At 73.8% G+C, this 15,792-nt stretch carries 13 protein-coding genes; 3 read left to right on the forward strand and 10 right to left on the reverse strand.

Translation table 11 applies throughout. The annotated features are described in order from the left end of the window. Nucleotides 1-41: 41 nt before the first annotated feature. A complete protein-coding gene (locus CP978_RS04695) occupies nt 42-1,031 on the forward strand; it encodes an Acg family FMN-binding oxidoreductase (RefSeq protein ID WP_079162005.1) in 990 nt (329 codons plus the stop codon). A gap of 15 nt (nt 1,032-1,046) precedes the next feature. Here CP978_RS04695 and CP978_RS04700 read toward each other — a convergent pair whose 3' ends face one another. Continuing rightward, nucleotides 1,047-2,777, reverse strand: coding sequence for a GAF domain-containing sensor histidine kinase (locus CP978_RS04700; protein WP_043437777.1), 1,731 nt, complete (start codon nt 2,775-2,777; stop codon nt 1,047-1,049). A 223-nt stretch (nt 2,778-3,000) separates the two neighbouring features. On the opposite strand from CP978_RS04700, the gene CP978_RS04705 reads away from it, so the two are divergent. Together CP978_RS04705 and CP978_RS04710 are read left to right on the forward strand one after the other, a co-directional pair. Beyond that, on the forward strand, nt 3,001-4,173 hold the full coding sequence (locus tag CP978_RS04705) for an AI-2E family transporter (protein ID WP_150478144.1): 1,173 nt from the start codon (nt 3,001-3,003) through the stop codon (nt 4,171-4,173). Nucleotides 4,174-4,263: 90 nt separating this feature from the next. Then, a complete protein-coding gene (locus tag CP978_RS04710) occupies nt 4,264-5,832 on the forward strand; it encodes a N,N-dimethylformamidase beta subunit family domain-containing protein (protein WP_227745317.1) in 1,569 nt (522 codons plus the stop codon). A gap of 89 nt (nt 5,833-5,921) precedes the next feature. Here CP978_RS04710 and hypE read toward each other — a convergent pair whose 3' ends face one another. The 9 genes from hypE to CP978_RS04755 form a co-directional block, all read right to left on the reverse strand. After that, the gene (gene hypE, locus CP978_RS04715) at nt 5,922-7,001 is read right to left on the reverse strand and encodes a hydrogenase expression/formation protein HypE (protein ID WP_043437779.1); all 1,080 of its coding nucleotides are present in this window, start codon (nt 6,999-7,001) and stop codon (nt 5,922-5,924) included. Then, complete coding sequence (gene hypD / locus CP978_RS04720; protein WP_043437782.1) at nt 6,994-8,118, reverse strand: hydrogenase formation protein HypD; 1,125 nt, start codon at nt 8,116-8,118, stop codon at nt 6,994-6,996. Before hypD ends, hypE begins: the two co-directional genes overlap by 8 nt. Beyond that, nucleotides 8,115-8,423 carry a HypC/HybG/HupF family hydrogenase formation chaperone gene (locus tag CP978_RS04725; RefSeq protein WP_043437784.1) on the reverse strand — a complete coding sequence of 103 codons (309 nt, stop codon included), beginning with the start codon at nt 8,421-8,423 and terminating at the stop codon, nt 8,115-8,117. The genes hypD and CP978_RS04725 overlap by 4 nt, the downstream gene beginning before the upstream one ends. A 54-nt stretch (nt 8,424-8,477) precedes the next feature. Further along, nucleotides 8,478-10,865, reverse strand: coding sequence for a carbamoyltransferase HypF (gene hypF, locus CP978_RS04730; protein WP_043437787.1), 2,388 nt, complete (start codon nt 10,863-10,865; stop codon nt 8,478-8,480). Next, nucleotides 10,862-11,677 carry a hydrogenase nickel incorporation protein HypB gene (gene hypB, locus CP978_RS04735; RefSeq protein WP_043437789.1) on the reverse strand — a complete coding sequence of 272 codons (816 nt, stop codon included), beginning with the start codon at nt 11,675-11,677 and terminating at the stop codon, nt 10,862-10,864. The genes hypF and hypB overlap by 4 nt, the downstream gene beginning before the upstream one ends. Nucleotides 11,678-11,680: 3 nt before the next feature. Continuing rightward, complete coding sequence (gene hypA, locus CP978_RS04740) at nt 11,681-12,076, reverse strand: hydrogenase maturation nickel metallochaperone HypA (protein WP_043437790.1); 396 nt, start codon at nt 12,074-12,076, stop codon at nt 11,681-11,683. Between the two features lie 184 nt (nt 12,077-12,260). After that, complete coding sequence (locus CP978_RS04745) at nt 12,261-12,794, reverse strand: hydrogenase maturation protease (protein WP_043437793.1); 534 nt, start codon at nt 12,792-12,794, stop codon at nt 12,261-12,263. Then, nucleotides 12,791-14,023 (reverse strand): hypothetical protein, encoded by a 1,233-nt coding sequence (locus CP978_RS04750; protein ID WP_043437796.1) that lies wholly within the window; start codon nt 14,021-14,023, stop codon nt 12,791-12,793. Before CP978_RS04750 ends, CP978_RS04745 begins: the two co-directional genes overlap by 4 nt. Beyond that, a complete protein-coding gene (locus CP978_RS04755; protein ID WP_052454019.1) occupies nt 14,020-15,756 on the reverse strand; it encodes an enoyl-CoA hydratase-related protein in 1,737 nt (578 codons plus the stop codon). Before CP978_RS04755 ends, CP978_RS04750 begins: the two co-directional genes overlap by 4 nt. Between the last annotated feature and the right edge of the window lie 36 nt (nt 15,757-15,792).

Raw genomic sequence — 15,792 nt, forward strand, 5'->3', positions numbered from 1 at the left:
CTGGCCCCGCCGACTCCCGGCGGGGGCGGGGAGGAGTTCCGATGAGCATGGCGACCCTCGGCGTGACGACCCTGGAGACCCTGGTCTCCGCGGCCGTGGCGGCGCCGTCCATCCACAACACCCAGCCCTGGCGTTTCCGCCTCGACCCGGACACCGTCACCCTGGAGATCCGTGCCGCGGCCGACCGCGGGCTGCGGCACATCGACCCGACCGGGCGCGCCCTGTATCTGTCCGTGGGCTGTGCGGTGCTCAATCTGCGGGTGGCGGCGGCGCACTGCGGCTTCGAGCCGGTCACCCGGTTGCTGCCCCGGCCCGAGGAGCCGGATCTGCTCGCCGCCGTCCGGCTGGCCGGTGCGGCCCGGAGCACGGGTCTTTCCCGTCTGTACGACGCGCTGTGGCGCCGGCACAGCAGCCGCTTCCCGTTCTCCGAACGGCCGGTGCCCGGCCAGGTGTTCACCGAGATGATCGAGGCCGCCCAGATCGAGGGGGCACGGCTGAGCCGTCCCACGCCGCTGGAGACCGAACGGCTGCTGCGGCTCACCCGGGCGGCGGAGCACCGCACCACCGCGGACGCCGACCGGGCGGCGGAGAGCCGGCACTGGTCGCACGGTCCGCGGCCGGCGCTCGGCATGGCACCGCAGGTGCTGGGTCCGCAGGACTACCGGAACCGGATACCCATGCGGGACTTCGGCGCCCACCGGCATCCGGCCGTGCTGGCGGCCCGGCCCTTCGAGACCCGGCCGGAGGTCGCGGTGGTGTCCACCGCGCACGACCGGCGGACCGACTGGCTGCGCGCCGGACAGGCCCTGGAGCACGTGCTGTTGGTGGCCACCGCCCACGGGGTGCGGACCTCGCTGCTCCATCAGGCCCTCGAATGGCCGGACCTGCGCCAACGCCTGACGCCCCAGTCGGCGGGGCGCGACCGTGCGCAGATGGTGATCCGCCTCGGATACGGCCCCGAGGGGCCCGCGTCGCCGCGGCGTGCCGCCTCCCAGGTGCTCACCGACCGCTCCGTACCGTCGTCCGGCTGAGGTCACCGGCGGACGTCACCCGGCCGGGCGCACCGGAACACGCCACACCAGGCGCGTGCCCCCGCCCTCGGGGCGTTCGCCCAGGGTGAGGGTGCCGCCCAGGGACGCGGCCCGTTCCTCCAGGTTCCGCAGCCCGCTGCGCGCCGCGTTCCCCGGCACCCCACCGCCGTCGTCGGTCACCGTGAGGGTCAACTCGCCCCCGGCGAACCGGAGGTGGACGTCCACGGAGCGTGCCCCCGAGTGCCGGGCCGCATTGCTCAGGGCCTCACCGAGGACGGCGATCACATGGTCGGCCACCTCCCCCGGGACATCGGTGTCCACCAGCCCCTCGATGCGCAGCGCGGGAGCGAAACCCAGCGTGGGGGCCGCGGCGTCGACCGCCTCCGACACCCGCCGGCGCAGACCGGCCCGCTCCTTCGCCCCTCCGCCGTGGGTGCGCAGACCGAAGATGGTGGACCGAATGATCTTGATGGTCTCGTCGAGGTCGTCCACGGTGCGCATGAGCCGTTCGGAGGCCTCGGGGTGGTCCACGAAGCGCTGGGTGCTCTGCAGGGTCATACCGGCCGCGAACAGCCGCTGGATCGCGAGGTCGTGCAGATCGCGGGCGATCCGGTCGCGGTCCTGGAGCAGCGCGATCTGCTCGGCGTCCCGGCGCCGCTCCGCCAGCTCCAGCGCCAGCGCCGCCTGCCCCGCGAAGCCCAGCAGAGGACCGGCGTCGGTCTCCGTGAACGGCGTACGGCCCGCGGTGCGCCCCAGCACCAGCGCCCCGATGGACTTTCCGCTCGCCACCAGGGGCACCCCGACCACCGGACCCAGCCCGGCCCACAGCACCGAATCCGGCTCGATCCGGGGGTCCTGCCGGATGTCGGGGCTGGTCAGGGGCTCCGCCGCGCTCAGCACGGCTTCCACGAACCCGTCCTGCCCGGACATCACCAGACCGCTGCGCCGCTCCGCCTCGAGGCCCACCGCGAACAGCGGCCGCAGCGTCTCCTCCCCCGACACCCGCTCGGCGATCATCCCCACATCGGCGGAGACGATCCCCCGCGCCTGCTCGACGATCAACTCCAGCACCTCCGGGCTGGGGGCACCCGACAGCAGGGCGCTGGTGACCTGGGAACTCGCCCTCAGCCAGCGCTCACGCAGCCGTGTCTCCTCGTAGAGCCGGGCGTTCTCGACGGCGACACCGGCCGCCACCGCCAGGGTGGACAGCACCGCCTCGTCCTCGGGGTCGAACTCCTCGGCGCCGCGCTTCTCGGTGAGGTACAGGTTCCCGAAGACCCGGTCGCGCACCCGGATGGGGACGCCGAGGAAGGAGTGCATCGGCGGGTGGTGGGCCGGGAAGCCGTAGGAGGCGGGGTGCTCCGAGAGCTCGGTCAGCCGCAGTGGCTCGGGGTGCCGGATGAGTTCGCCCAGGATGCCGTGGCCGCTGGGCAGCGCCCCGATCCTGCCGCGTTCCTCGTCGTCGATGCCCACGGTGAGGAACTGCGCGAGCATACGGTCGTCGCCGATGACGCCCAGCGCGCCGTACTCGGCGTCCACCAGCACCACGGCCGCCTCGACGATGCTCCGCAGCACCTGCGGCAGATCGAGCTCCCGCCCGACCGACAGCACCGCTTCCAGCAGGCTGTGCACCCGGTCCTGGGTGCCGCGCGCCGAGTCGATGCGGGCCTGCAACTCGTCCAGCAAGTCGTCAAGGCGCAGCTTGGGCAGGTGCTGCTCCGTCCGCCCACGCCCTTCCCGGCTCATCGCTCCTCCGACCGAATCACGCAGACGCATCACGCAGACCAGGTGCGGATCAACGGCAACTCTCAGCCCTCACGATACTGGTTCATGCACCGGAGTGACGATCAGAGCGGGCATTTCCCGAGCCGCTCCGCCGCCCCCGGCGGCCACCTCCAGGTCACGCGCCGTCCGCTTTACACCTAATGTGCTGTTCAGATGACCGACGGTCAGGACATGGGGTGACAGGGTGGCGCAGACGGGCGGCCCGGCGGCCGGGCCGGGGCGAGGGCGCGGCAAGGGCGCCGTCGTGCTGGGCAGCAGACCGCCCCGCCCGGTACGGGCCCCTCGGCGCGCCCCGGCCGCCCGCCAGGTCCCGGAGGCCGAACGCACGGTCCCCTGGCTGCGCGTCGCCGCCGCCTACGCCTGGCGCCTGATCCTCGTCGGGACCGCCGTCTACGGCGTCTTCACCGTGCTGGGACGCTTCCAGCTGGTCGCCGCGTCCCTGTTCCTCGCCCTGGTGATCACCTCGGTGCTGCGGCCCCTCACCGATCTGCTGAGCCGCCGGATGCCGCGCCCCCTCGGCGTCGCGCTCTCCCTGATCGGCAGCCTGCTGCTGCTGTTCTCCCTGCTCGCCCTCGTGGGCGAGGCGGTGGCGGGCGAGTCGGCGAAGCTGGCCGGGGAGTTCCGCGGGGGCATCCGGCAGATCGAGAGCTGGCTCGAGAGACCGCCGTTCCGGCTCAGCCAGCGCAGGCTCTCCGAGTTGCAGCACCAGGTCACCTCCTATCTCTCCGCGCACCGCGCCCGCCTGTTCAGCAGCGCGGTCAGCGGCCTGGGCCGGGTCGTGGAAGTGGTGACCGGGGCCGCCCTCGCGCTGTTCTCCTCCGTGTTCTTCCTGCACTCCGGAGAACGACTGTGGTGCTGGGCGAGCGAGTCGCTGCTGCCGCACGCGGCCCGGCCGGTCTGGGACCGCGCCGGGCGCGCGGCCTGGCACACCTTCGCCGGCTACACCCGGGGCATCATCATCGTGGCCGCCACCAACGCGGTGCTGGTGGGGATCGCGCTGTTTCTGCTGCGGGTGCCGCTCGCGCTGCCGCTCACCCTGCTGGAGTTCTTCGCCACCTTCGTACCGCTGATCGGCTCCCCGATCGCGCTGGCGGTGGCCACGGTGGTGGCGCTCGCCGGGCGGGGACCGTTCACGGCGGCGGCCGTGCTGCTGCTCATCGTCGTCATCGGCCAGTTCGAGGGGCATGTGCTGCATCCCCTGGTGATGAGCTGGGCCGTCCGACTGCACCCGCTGGTCATCGCGGTGTCCGTCATCGCGGGGTCCATCGTCGCGGGTGTGATCGGCGCCGTGGTGGCCGTCCCGTTCGTCTCCGTGGCCTGGGCGGTGCTCCAGGCACTGCGCCGGGCGCCTCCCTAGAGGGTGTGTCGTTCCGGGGCGCGTGGGCCGCTGTGCCGTGCCACGCTGGGCTGACGGGGCGGGACGCCGGCCGGAGACACGGGAGGCGCTGTGGACCCCGAGGAGCGCGACACCGCCGGACACGGGACGGGACGGCTGTGGCTGCCTCGCCGCCGCTTCCTGGGAGCGTGCGCCGGCCTCGGGCTCGCCACCGCGACGGCCGCCGCCTGCGATCCGGCCCCCGGGCACCGGGGTGACCGTTCGCTTCGGCCCGAATCGGAGCGGGACCGCCCGGGGACGCCCGACTGGCGCATCCGGTCCCGGGGGCCCGCCACCGCGGTCGCCGGTTACGCCGATCGGGTGAGTGTGACCCCGGGCCAGGAGTGCGGCCTGTATGTCTCCACCACCGCGTCCTCCTTCCGGGTCTCGGCCTACCGCATCGGCTGGTACGGAGGGGCCCAGGCCCGGCTCGTCTGGTCCTCGGGCCGCATACCGGGGCGGGTCCAGCCGGGACCGCGCCTGCTGCCCGGCACCCGCACGGTCCGCGCGGACTGGCGGCGCACCCTCACCGTGGACACCGGAGGCTGGCCGGAGGGCGCGTATCTGCTGCGACTGGACGCGGACAACGGCCGGCAGCGCCACATCCCGCTGATCGTGCGCTCCGCCCGGGGCGCCGGCCGCACGGTCCTGATGCACGCGCCCGCCACCTGGCAGGCCTACAACCGATGGGGCGGCTACAGCCTCTACTCCGGTCCCTCCGGCGCCTACGCCACCCGTTCCCTCGCCGTCAGCTTCGACCGGCCCTACGACTCCGACGGCGCGGAGAAGTTCCTGGTGTACGAGCGGGCGGCGGTGGTGCTGGCCGAACGGCTCGGCATCCCCCTCGCCTACACCACCGGGACGGACGTGCACCACGACCCGGAGGTGCTGCGCGGCGCGTCCGCCGTGCTCAGCCTGGGCCACGACGAGTACTGGACCCCGCAACAGCGGCAGCACATCACCCGGGCCCGGGACACCGGCACCAATGTCGCGTTCCTGGGCGCCAACACCTGTTTCCGCCGGGTCCGCCTCGAGCGGGGCGGGACCCGGCCCGAGTCCACCGTGGTCTGCTACAAGACCTCCGTCCGGGACGACCCCTGGTACTCCGCCCGGCCCTCCCTGGCGACCACCGACTTCCGCCAGGAGCCCGCGCCCGACCCCGAGTCCTCGCTCACCGGAGTGCTCTACGAGGGCTATCCGACGGACGCGCCGTATGTGGTCCTCGACGCGGACCACTGGGTGTACGAGGGCACGGGCGTACGCCCCGGCGACGGCTTCGACCACCTGGTCGGCGTCGAGTACGACCGGGTCACCCCGGGTGCCCCCGTCCCCGAGCCGCTGGAGATCACGGCCCACTCGCCCCTGGTGTGCAACGGCCGCCGCAGCCACGGCGACTCGGCCTACTACACGGTCCCGAGCGGGGCGGGCGTCTTCGCGACCGGCACCATGCGCTGGGTGGAGGGGCTGATGGCCGGCACCCCCGACGGCGGCCACGACCACGGCATGGACGGCCGCACCCGGGTCTTTGTGACCCGTACGACCGAGAACCTGCTGCGCGCCTTCGCCGAGGGCCCGGCCGCCCGCCGGCGCCCGGCACCCCGTCCCAATGTGCGCGAGGTGTACAAGCACCCGGCCCGATAGCCCCGCAGCCCGATGGCCCCGCACACCGCGGCGCGCCTCACCGGCGCACGGCCTTCGCGGACCGTCGTGCCTCTGGTGCTGTGACCGGGTCAGCAGATCCTCGGCAGCTGCTCCCCGATCGGCATGTCCACCACCCGGGTGCCGCCGAGCCCGGTGCGGGCCACCACCATGCCCGGGTGGTCCTCCACCGCCTCGCCGATGATCACGGATTCCCGGCCCAGCGGATGGGCCCGCATGGCGTCCAGCACCGCGTCGGCGTGCGGCCGGGGGACGAACGCCACCAGCTTGCCCTCGTTGGCGACGTACAGGGGGTCGAGGCCCAGCACCGCACAGGCGTTGGCCACGGCCGGCGGGACCGGGATCTCGCGCTCCGTGACGGCGACCCCGGTGCCCGAGGCGGCGGCGATCTCGTTCAGCACCGCCGCCAGCCCGCCCCGGGTGGGATCGCGCAGGACGTGCAGATCCGGGGTGACGGCCAGCATCGCCTCGACCAGAGTGCCGAGGGCCGCGCAGTCGCTCTCGATCTCCACACCGAACTCCAGGCCCTCACGGACACTCATGACGGCCACCCCGTGCACACCCATCGCCCCGCTGACGATCACCACATCGCCGGGCACCACCCGCTGCGGCCGCAGATCCACACCGGCCGGGATCAGTCCGATGCCGGCCGTGTTGACGTAGATGCCGTCGCCGTGACCGGCCTCCACCACCTTGGTGTCGCCCGTGGCCACCTCCACCCCGGCGGTCCGCGCCGCCACACCGAGCGCCTCGGCCACCCGGGCGACGGTCTCCGTCTCGACGCCCTCCTCCAGGATGAATCCGCAGGAGAGATAGGAGGCCCGGGCGCCGCTCATGGCGAGATCGTTGACGGTGCCGTTGACGGCGAGGTCACCGATGCTGCCGCCGGGGAAGAACAGCGGGCGGACGACGAAGGAGTCGGTGGAGAAGGCCAGCCGGACGCCCCCCAGCGACACGGCCGCGGCGTCGCCGAGCTGGGCGAGCGCCTCCCCTCCGAAGGCGGGCGCGAAGACATGCCGGACCAGTTCGGCCGAGAGGGCCCCGCCCCCGCCGTGGCCCATGACGATACGGGGCTGGTCGCGCAGCGGGGCCGGACAGGTCCAGGCCGCCGGGTCCAGGGCCGGGGGTCGCAGATCGACGGTGTCAGACAACGGAGGTCGCCTCCCGGGGCGCGGGGCTGATGTCCAGGCGCCGGTAGAGGTAGTACGCGGCGCAGGCGCCCTCGCTGGAGACCATGGTGGCCCCGAGCGGGGTGCGGGGGGTGCACAGGGTGCCGAAGGCCTCGCACTCGTGCGGCTTGAGCAGGCCCTGGAGGACCTCGCCGCTGCGGCACTCGGCCGGTTCGCTGGTCCGGATGTCCTCGACCGAGAAGCGGTGCTCGGCGTCGTACTCCCGGTACTTCGGGGACAGCCGCCAGCCGCTGCCGGGGATCATGCCGATGCCCCGCCAGGAGCGGTCGGTGACCTCGAAGACGTCCTCCAGCATGGCCTTGGCCGCCTGGTTCCCCTCGGGCCGTACGGCGCGCGGGTAGGCGTTGTCGACGGTGTGCTCGCCGCGCTCCAGCTGGGCCACGGTCCGGCGTACGCCCTCCAGGATGTCCAGCGGTTCGAACCCGGTCACCACGATCGGGACGCGATGGCGCTCCGCCAGCTCCGGGTACTCGTCCACGCCCATCACGCTGCACACATGCCCCGCGGCGAGGAAGGCCTGCACCCGGCAGCTCGGGGATTGCATGATCGCCTCGATGGCGGGGGGCACCCGCACATGGGACACCAGCAGGCTGAAGTTCCGCACCCCCAGCCTGCGGGCCTGGTACACCGTCATGGCGTTGGGCGGCGCGGTGGTCTCGAAGCCGATCCCGAAGAACACCACCTGCCGGTCCGGGTTCTGCCGGGCGATCGTCAGGGCGTCCAGCGGCGAATACACCACCCGTACGTCCCCGCCCTCGCCCCGCACCCGGAACAGGTCCCGTCCGGTGCCGGGCACCCGGAGCATGTCACCGAAGGAGCAGAAGATCACCTCGGGGCGGGAGGCGATCTCCAGTGCCTTGTCGATGACCTCCAGCGGGGTCACACACACCGGGCAGCCCGGACCGTGGATCAACTCCACCTGTTCGGGCAGCAGTTGGTCGATGCCATGGCGGATGATCGAGTGGGTCTGTCCGCCGCAGACCTCCATCAGCGCCCAGGGCCTGGTGACCGTGGCATGGATCTCGTCGAGGAGCCTGCGCGCCAGGTCCGGGTTCTGGAACTCGTCGATGTACTTCACTTGCGCGCCTCCTCGCGCTTGGGCGGAGGCGTTCCGCCCGCCTCCGCGGCCAGCTCCCAGGGATCACCGAACTCCTCCTGGAGCATGCCGAGGCTCTCGAAGAGTTCGAGCGTCTGCCGGGCCGATTCCTCGTCCAGGCGTTGCAGGGCGAAGCCGACATGGACGACGGCGTACTCGCCGACCTGGAGGTCGGGCAGATACTCCAGGCACACCTCCTTGACCACCCCGCCGAAGTCGACGTCGGCCATCCGGGTGCCGTCACGTTCCTCGATCTTCACCACTCTGCCGGGTACCGCCAGGCACATGGGCCTCTCCTCGCTGTGGATCGTGCATGGCCCGGCGCCGCCGGGGCCGGTCGGTCAGCCGGGGGCGCCTCCTGCGCGCGCGGCCACCATGAGCTGCCCCAGGGCCAGTCCGCCGTCGCCCGGTGGGACCAGCCGGTGGCGCAGCACCGTGAAGCCGTCCGCGCCCAGAGCCCCGGCGCAGGCCGAGGAGAGCACGGAGTTGAGGAACACACCGCCGGTCAGGGCGACCGTGTCCACTCCGTGCCGCTCCCGGGCGAGCACACAGAGGCGGTGGACGACGCCGGTGACGGCCCGGTGGAAGCGGGCCGCGATCAGGTCCGGTCCGGTGCCCGCGCGCAGGTCGTCCACGATCGCCGCGAGCACGGGTGCCGGATCCGCGCGGAGCGGGCCGCCGTCCTCCTCGGCCGCCCTGACGGCGAAGGCGTAGGCGGCCGTGTCCCCGGCGGGTCCCCGCAGCGCGGCGGCCTCCAGTTCGACCGCGGCCTGGGCCTCGTAGCCCGCCCGGTGGCAGACGCCCGCCAGAGAGGACACCGCGTCGAAGAGCCGGCCCATGCTGGAGGTGGGCACACAGTTCAGATTCCGCTCCAACTGCCGTTCCAGTACGCGGCGTTCACCGGGCGGGCAGGCGGCAGCGCAGGGCAGCTCCGCCGACCAGCGGATCCCGGCGGTCCACAGATGGGCGAGTGCCATCCGGTACGGCCGGTGGATCGCGGCGTCTCCCCCGGGCAGCGGCACATACGCCAGATGTCCGAACCGGGTGCAGCCGTCGTAGTCCGCGAGCAGGAACTCCCCGCCCCACACCGCCCCGTCGTCCCCGTAGCCGGTGCCGTCGAAGGCGACGCCGAGCACCGGCCGACTGCCGTCGAGTCCGTGTTCGGCCATCGCGGCGGCGACATGGGCGTGATGGTGCTGGACCCGGACGACAGGTCGGCCCCCCGCGTTGCGGTCGGCCCACCGGGCGGAGCGGTAGCCGGGATGCCGGTCGGCCGCCAGCAGTCGCGGCCGCACGGGGGTGATGGCCTCCAGCTGGGTCACGGCACGGCCGAAGGCCCGCTGGGTGGCGAGGTCGTCCATGTCCCCGATGTGAGCGGACAGCCAGGCCCGGCGTCCCTCGCCCAGACAGAACACGTTCTTGAGGTCCCCGCCGACGGCGAGCGCCGGACGCACGGGCACCGGCAGCGTCAGCGGCAGCGGCGCATAGCCGCGGGCGCGCCGCACGATCAGCGGCTGTCCGTCGCAGACCCGCACCACGGAGTCGTCGCAGGGCACATGGATCGGCCGGTCGTGCATCAGCCAGGCGTCGGCCAGTCGCGCCAGCCGCTCCAGTGCCTCGGTGTCGTCGGTGACGATGGGCTCGCCGGACACATTGCCGCTGGTCATGACGAGCAGCCGGGGGCCCTCGGGGTCGCCGGGCAGACCGAGCAGCAGATGGTGCACGGGGGTGTACGGCAGCATGATGCCGAGGTCGGGACTGCCGGGGGCGACCGCCTCGGCCGGGCCGGGGATCTCCGTGCCCCGCGGTTCCGGGACGCGGCGGCGCAGCAGCACGATGGGCCGGCCGGCGCCGGTGAGCAGACCGCGCTCCTCGGGAGTGATCCGGACCGACTGCTCGACGGTGTCGAGGTCCTGGGCCATCAGGGCGAACGGTTTGGCTCCCCTGGCCTTGCGGCGGCGCAGCCGGGCGACGGCCGCGGGATTCATGGCGTCGCAGGCCAGGTGGTAGCCGCCGAGGCCCTTGACGGCGAGGATCGCGCCGCGCGCCAGAAGTGCCCGGGCCCCGTCGACGGGGTCTCCCGCGGCGGGTGCCGGGGGGCCGTCCCCGTCCGGCGGAGGGACGAGCAGTCGCAGCCGTGGCCCGCAGGAGCGGCAGGCGACCGGCTGGGCGTGGAAGCGGCGGTCGGCCGGATCCACGTACTCGTGGGCACAGTCGGGGCACAGCGGGAACCCGGCCATGGTGGTGTGGGCCCGGTCGTAGGGCAGACCGGTGACGATCGTGAACCGCGGGCCGCAGTGGGTGCAGGTGACGAAGGGGTGGCGGTGGCGCCGGTCGGCGGGGTCGGCCAGTTCGCTCAGGCAGGCGGCACAGGTGGCCGTGTCGGGCGGGATCAGGGTTCCGGCCGGTCCGTCGGTGCGGGAGGCGAGGATGGTGAACGCGGTGTCGCCGACGGTGGGGATCTCCCGGTGCTCCACCAGGTCCACGCGGGCCAGCGGTGGCGCCTCCGCCGCGAGGCGGTCGCAGAACCGGTCGACGGCCCCGGGTGTTCCCTCGACCTCCGCGACGACGCCCTCCGGGGTGTTGGTCACATGGCCCGACAGGCCGAGCCGGGTGGCGAGGGCGTAGACGTGCGGCCGGAAGCCCACGCCCTGCACGACGCCCCGTACCGTGACCTTTCGGCGCAGCGGGGCCCGGACGGCGACACCCGCCGGGAGCGCACCGCTCATGAGCGGGACTGGGCCATGACGTCGGTGCCGTCCGTGTGCTCGTGCCCGTGGTCGTGCGGGTGAGGGTGGTCATGGCCGTCCGCGCCGTCGTCCAGGAGGTCATGTGTGTGCCCGTGGTCGTGGGGCCGGGCCGCCATGACGGGCTCGTGAAGGGGGGCGCCGTCCGCGGCCGCCAGCGCCCGGTCGAGCAGGGCGCCGAGCCCCGAGTCCCGGCGGGCCGAGGTGAGCAGCACCTCCACCCCGGGGTTGACCTGCTCGACGTTGGCGCGGAACGCCGCCTCGTCGAAGTCGACGGCGTCCGCGATATCGGTCTTGGTGACCACCACCAGCTGGGCGAGACCGAAGGCGGTGGGGTACTTGAGCGGCTTGTCCTCGCCCTCGGTGACGGAGGCGAGGACCACGCGCAGGGTCTCCCCGAGGTCGTACGAGGCCGGGCAGACGAGATTGCCGACGTTCTCCACGAACAGCAGCCGGGTCCCGTCCGGCAGCCAGCCCTGCAGATGGCGCGCGAGCATCGCCGCCTCCAGATGGCACAGCCCGTCGGTGAGCACCTGCTTGACCGGGACGCCCGAACGGGCCAGCCGGGCCGCGTCGTTCTCGGTGGCGAGGTCGGCGCTGAGCGCGGCGACCGGCACGGACCGCTCACGCGCCAGCACCAGTTCCCGCTCCAGCAGGGCGGTCTTGCCGCTGCCGGGGCTGGAGAGCAGATTGACCACGGTGGTGCCGCGGGCGGCCAGTTCGGCGCGCAGGGTGTGAGCCGCCCGGTCGTTCTTGGCGAGTACGGCCTGCTTCAGGTCCACCACACGGCACATGGTTCAGCACTCCTCGGGGATCGGTTCGGGGACGGGTGCGGGGGTCCGGCCGTCCTCCCAGCGCACGCCGACGATCTGCAGTTCACGGCCCGACAGCAGGTCGGTCCTCCCGCCGTCGCACTGCGGACAGCTCAGCAGCGGCGGCACCCCCACGGCCCATTCCTGGGCGCACGGCGCGCAGCGGGCCCGGCCGGGCACCGTCTCCGTGATCAGCTCGGCGCCCTCCAGCACGGTCCCCGCGCAGGCCAGTTCGAAGCAGAAGGACAGGGCCTCGGGCACCACGCCCGCCAGCTCGCCGACCTGGAGCCGCACCGAACACACCGCCGTGACGTCACCGGCCCGCTCGGCGGCCTCCTCGACCTGGCCGATCACCGCCATCGCGATGGACATCTCGTGCATGGGTCTCCGTCCCGGCGACGACCCGGTCCCCGCCCCGGGGCGCGGGGCGTGCGGATACGGCCCGCCGTTGACCATTAGAGGCGAGGCGCCGAGGGCCCGGGGACCGGCGCGCCGTCGCCACCCGGCCGCGTACGCCGTTCGCCGCAGCGGCGGGAAGCGGCACGCACGGCCGGGTGCGGCCCGGTCACAGCGCCGGCGACTCGGCCGCCGGACCGCCCGGTCGCACGGTCCGCAGCAGGTCCTCGATCAGCCGGACCGCCTCGGGAACGGCCGCGGACACCGGTGGGCTGAGGCCGATGCGCTCCTCCACCGAGGCGGGTTCGCATCCCACCACCAGGGTGCGCCGGGGCGGGGGCGTGCCGGTTCCCGCGCAGAGCGTGCCCAGCAGGGCGAGCACGGCGTCGGGGGCCATCCGGTGGCCGTCGAGCGGAATGCCTTCGGGGGCGTCCCCCGCGGCGAGGTCGTGCTCGATGACATAGAGGGTGCCGGGCTTCTCGCCGCGCCGGGTGGCGTCCACGAGGATCAGGGTGTCGTAGCCGTCGAGGAGTTGATAGGCGAGGTGCATTCCGCGCACCCCGATGTCCACGACCTCGACCTGCCCGGGCAGCTCACGCCCCAGGAGCGCGCGCACGGCCTCCACGCCGAAGCCGTCGTCACCGAGGAAGACGTTCCCGATGCCGGCCACCAGGACTCTGCCGTCGTCCGGGGGGATGCTCATGCGCCGTCCTCCAGCGGGGTGATCTCGTCGGGGCGGAAGTAGAGGAAGACCCCCTGGTCCCGGCGGATGTCGGCGCCCGGGTCGTCGTCCACCGTCACCGCCAGGTGCACCGAGCCGTCCACGTCGTTCAGCACGGACTCGACCGTCGCGGTGCGCCCCCGCAGGAACAGGTCCTGCACGTCGGTGCGCCGCAGGCCCGGGTCGAGCCGCACCCGGCTCCCGGCGGCCACCGTCCGGCCGTCCACCACGACCCGGCCGGGCAGCGGTCCTGGGGCGGTCCCGTCCACGGGCTCCCGCCATTCGGGGGGTTCGGTGCCGTCCGGAGCGGGGGGTTCTCCGGTGGCCCGGTACGGCGCGGCCGGACCGCCCGGGGCGGCGGAGGGGTGGTCCTCCAGGATGACCGGCGAGGACAGCACCACATCCACACGGCCCGGTTCGCCCACCAGCACGGGCCAGGTGTGCAGATTGCGGCAGGCCGCGATGGCGTCCTTCGCCCACTCGGGGGGATGCGCCATGGACAGGAACGCCCCGTCGCTGAGCCCCATCAGAAGGTGGGTGGCCACCAGCGAGTACGGGAGCGCGGCGTCCCGGTCGGCGGCCCGGCCGTCCGGGGGTGTCCAGGCGGTGGTGTTCTCGACGACGGCGGTGAGCCGCATCAGCCGGAAGGGCCCGTCGAGCAGGCGTGCCGACAGCCGCAGTACGCCGCTGATCTCCTCCTGACGGTGGATCAGGCGGCCTCCGGCCCGGCCGTCCTCGTCGGGGAGCGGCGCCCGTTCCTCCGCCGCGGGCCGGGTGAAGGCGATCGTGACCTCGTCGCCGCCGATGAGTTCGTCCACCGCCACGACCGCCTCGACGCGTTCCTCGGTTCCCTCGTCCCGGGGGCCCGGGCCGCGTCCGCCCGCCCCGGGTTCCGCCGCGCCCGTGGCCGCGGCGCCCGGGTCCGCGGGCTGGACCGTGCGCCGCCGGACGCGCAGAAAGCGCAGCTCGACGGCGAGTCCGGCGCCCTTCCTGGCTTCCATCAGGCATTCGGTGTGCTGGAAGTCGTAGGCCTCGCCGTCCGGGTTCCAGGCGGGCGGTACCAGCACCCCGAACTGAGGGTGCAGCCGGTTCCTGGCCGTGGCGGCACGGGACGGGTGCAGCGGACAGCCCTCGAAGAGGACGGCGTCGGCCACCCGCCGGGCTCGGGCGAGGCGTGCCTCCGTCTCCGGGGCGAACGCGGTGACGCTCACTGCGCGGTCCTTCCGGTCGTCGGGATCTGGGACCGGAACGGCTCGGTCCCGGTCCGGCCGCCCGGCAGAAGTGCGAGGTGCGGGGGTGTGCCGGGCGGCTTCTCCTTGCGCACGAAGGCGCGTCTGAGGGCGTGATAGGGGGCGTCGGGGTCGTGGAAGACGCGGTGCATCTCGGCCAGTTCCCGTTCCCGGAAAGCGGAGAGGGGCTCGATGCCCTGCCGGCGGTCCAGTTCCGCCTTCTTCGCCGCGATACGGGACCGGGTGCCGGGCAGCGACGCCAGCCGGGCCGCCAGCCGGACGGTCTCCTCCGGGAAGTCCTGCGGCCGGCAGCCGAGCACCCGGTCGACGAGACCGAGGCCGCGGGCGCTCACCGCGCTGACCGGCAGGGCCTCGCGCATCAGCCGTTCGGCCGCCGCCGCACCCACCCGGCGGGGCAGCGTGTACGTCCAGTACTCCGAGCCGTAGAGGCCCATCAGCCGGTAGTGCGGGTTCAGCACACAGCCGGCGCGGCACCACACCTCGTCGGCGGCCAGGGCGAGCATCGCCCCTCCGGCGGCGGCATTGCCCCCGAGCGCGGCGACCACCAGCCGGTCCGTGGTCGTCAGGACCGCCTCGACGAGGTCGTCGAGGGCGTTGATGTTGGCCCAGGCCTCGGCCGCGGGGTCCTCGGCGGCCTCGATGACATTGAGGTGGATCCCGTTGCAGAAGAAGTCCCGTGCGCCGCCCAGCACCAGCACCGAGGTCGGGCGCGCGCAGGCCGTCCGGTAGGCCGCCAGCAGACGCCGGCACTGGGTGGTGCCGAGGGCGCCGCCCGGGAAGGAGAACGAGAGGACGCCGACGTTCCGCTCCTCCCGGTAGCGGATGTCGGTCCAGGTGCGCCACCCGGGCTCCGGGAGCGCGGGCAGCCGCGGCAGCGGGGGCAGCCGGTCGCCGAGGGCCTGCACGGCGGGGAGTTTGAAGGTGGGCGGCCGGCCCGGTGCGCGCCGCCGCCGCAGCTCGGGGATCCATACGGCGCCGTCGCTCGTCGCCCGGCAGATCGCCCCGGCCCTGGTGGCGACCAGTTCCCCCGGGCCGCCGCGCAGGATGTCCTCCGGATGGCCGCCGTGCAGATACCACTCCTCGCCGAGCAGGGTGTCCAGCACTCCGGGCTGGGAGTCCGCGGCGCGCAGCTTGCGCAGCACGGCCGGGGTCGTGTCGTGGTGCCAGTCGATGTGCCGGACGCTCTGGTCGAGGTACGGGCGGGTGCGCGCGGTGTCCTGCCGGAGCGGGACGTACGCACCGGAGGCGAAGCGGTCCACGGCGAGCAGGACGGCCGCGAGTGCCGCGTCGGCGATCTCGCCCCGGTACAGGTCGCTCTTGGACACCGGGGGGACGGGGCAGGCGACGGACGCCCACACGGCACCGGCGTCCAGCTCCTCCTCGGCCTGGAGGACCGTCACCCCCCATTGTCCGGCGCCCTCCTGGATCGCCCAGTCGAGCGAGGACGGTCCCCGGTCCCCCACGGGGCCCGGGTGGACGACGAAGCAGGGGCGGTCGGCCCACACCTCCCGGGGGATGGAGGTCTTCAGCATCGGCGCCAGGACGAGCCGTGGCGCGTGCCGCCGTACCGCTTCCGTCAGTGAGGTGGTGGGCAGAGCGAGTTCCGTCGCCACGGTGTGGCCGTGGTCGCGCAGTTCGGCGTGTACGCGCTGGGTGAGGCTGTTGAACGCGCTGGCCACGAGCAGGATGTGCACTGCGGACTCCCGGCGGACTCCCGGCGGACGGCGGTG

The organism is Streptomyces nodosus (assembly GCF_008704995.1).
Lineage (GTDB): Bacteria > Actinomycetota > Actinomycetes > Streptomycetales > Streptomycetaceae > Streptomyces > Streptomyces nodosus.

What these genes read in the sequence shown, in the direction of transcription:
- CP978_RS04700 (WP_043437777.1), bottom strand. Translation starts at nt 2,777, where the DNA reads ATGAGCCGGGAAGGGCGTGGGCGGACGGAGCAGCACCTGCCCAAGCTG.
- hypB (WP_043437789.1), bottom strand. Translation starts at nt 11,677, where the DNA reads ATGTGCCGTGTGGTGGACCTGAAGCAGGCCGTACTCGCCAAGAACGAC.
- CP978_RS04725 (WP_043437784.1), bottom strand. Translation starts at nt 8,423, where the DNA reads ATGTGCCTGGCGGTACCCGGCAGAGTGGTGAAGATCGAGGAACGTGAC.
- CP978_RS04745 (WP_043437793.1), bottom strand. Translation starts at nt 12,794, where the DNA reads ATGAGCATCCCCCCGGACGACGGCAGAGTCCTGGTGGCCGGCATCGGG.
- hypA (WP_043437790.1), bottom strand. Translation starts at nt 12,076, where the DNA reads ATGCACGAGATGTCCATCGCGATGGCGGTGATCGGCCAGGTCGAGGAG.
- CP978_RS04695 (WP_079162005.1), top strand. Translation starts at nt 42, where the DNA reads ATGAGCATGGCGACCCTCGGCGTGACGACCCTGGAGACCCTGGTCTCC.
- hypF (WP_043437787.1), bottom strand. Translation starts at nt 10,865, where the DNA reads ATGAGCGGTGCGCTCCCGGCGGGTGTCGCCGTCCGGGCCCCGCTGCGC.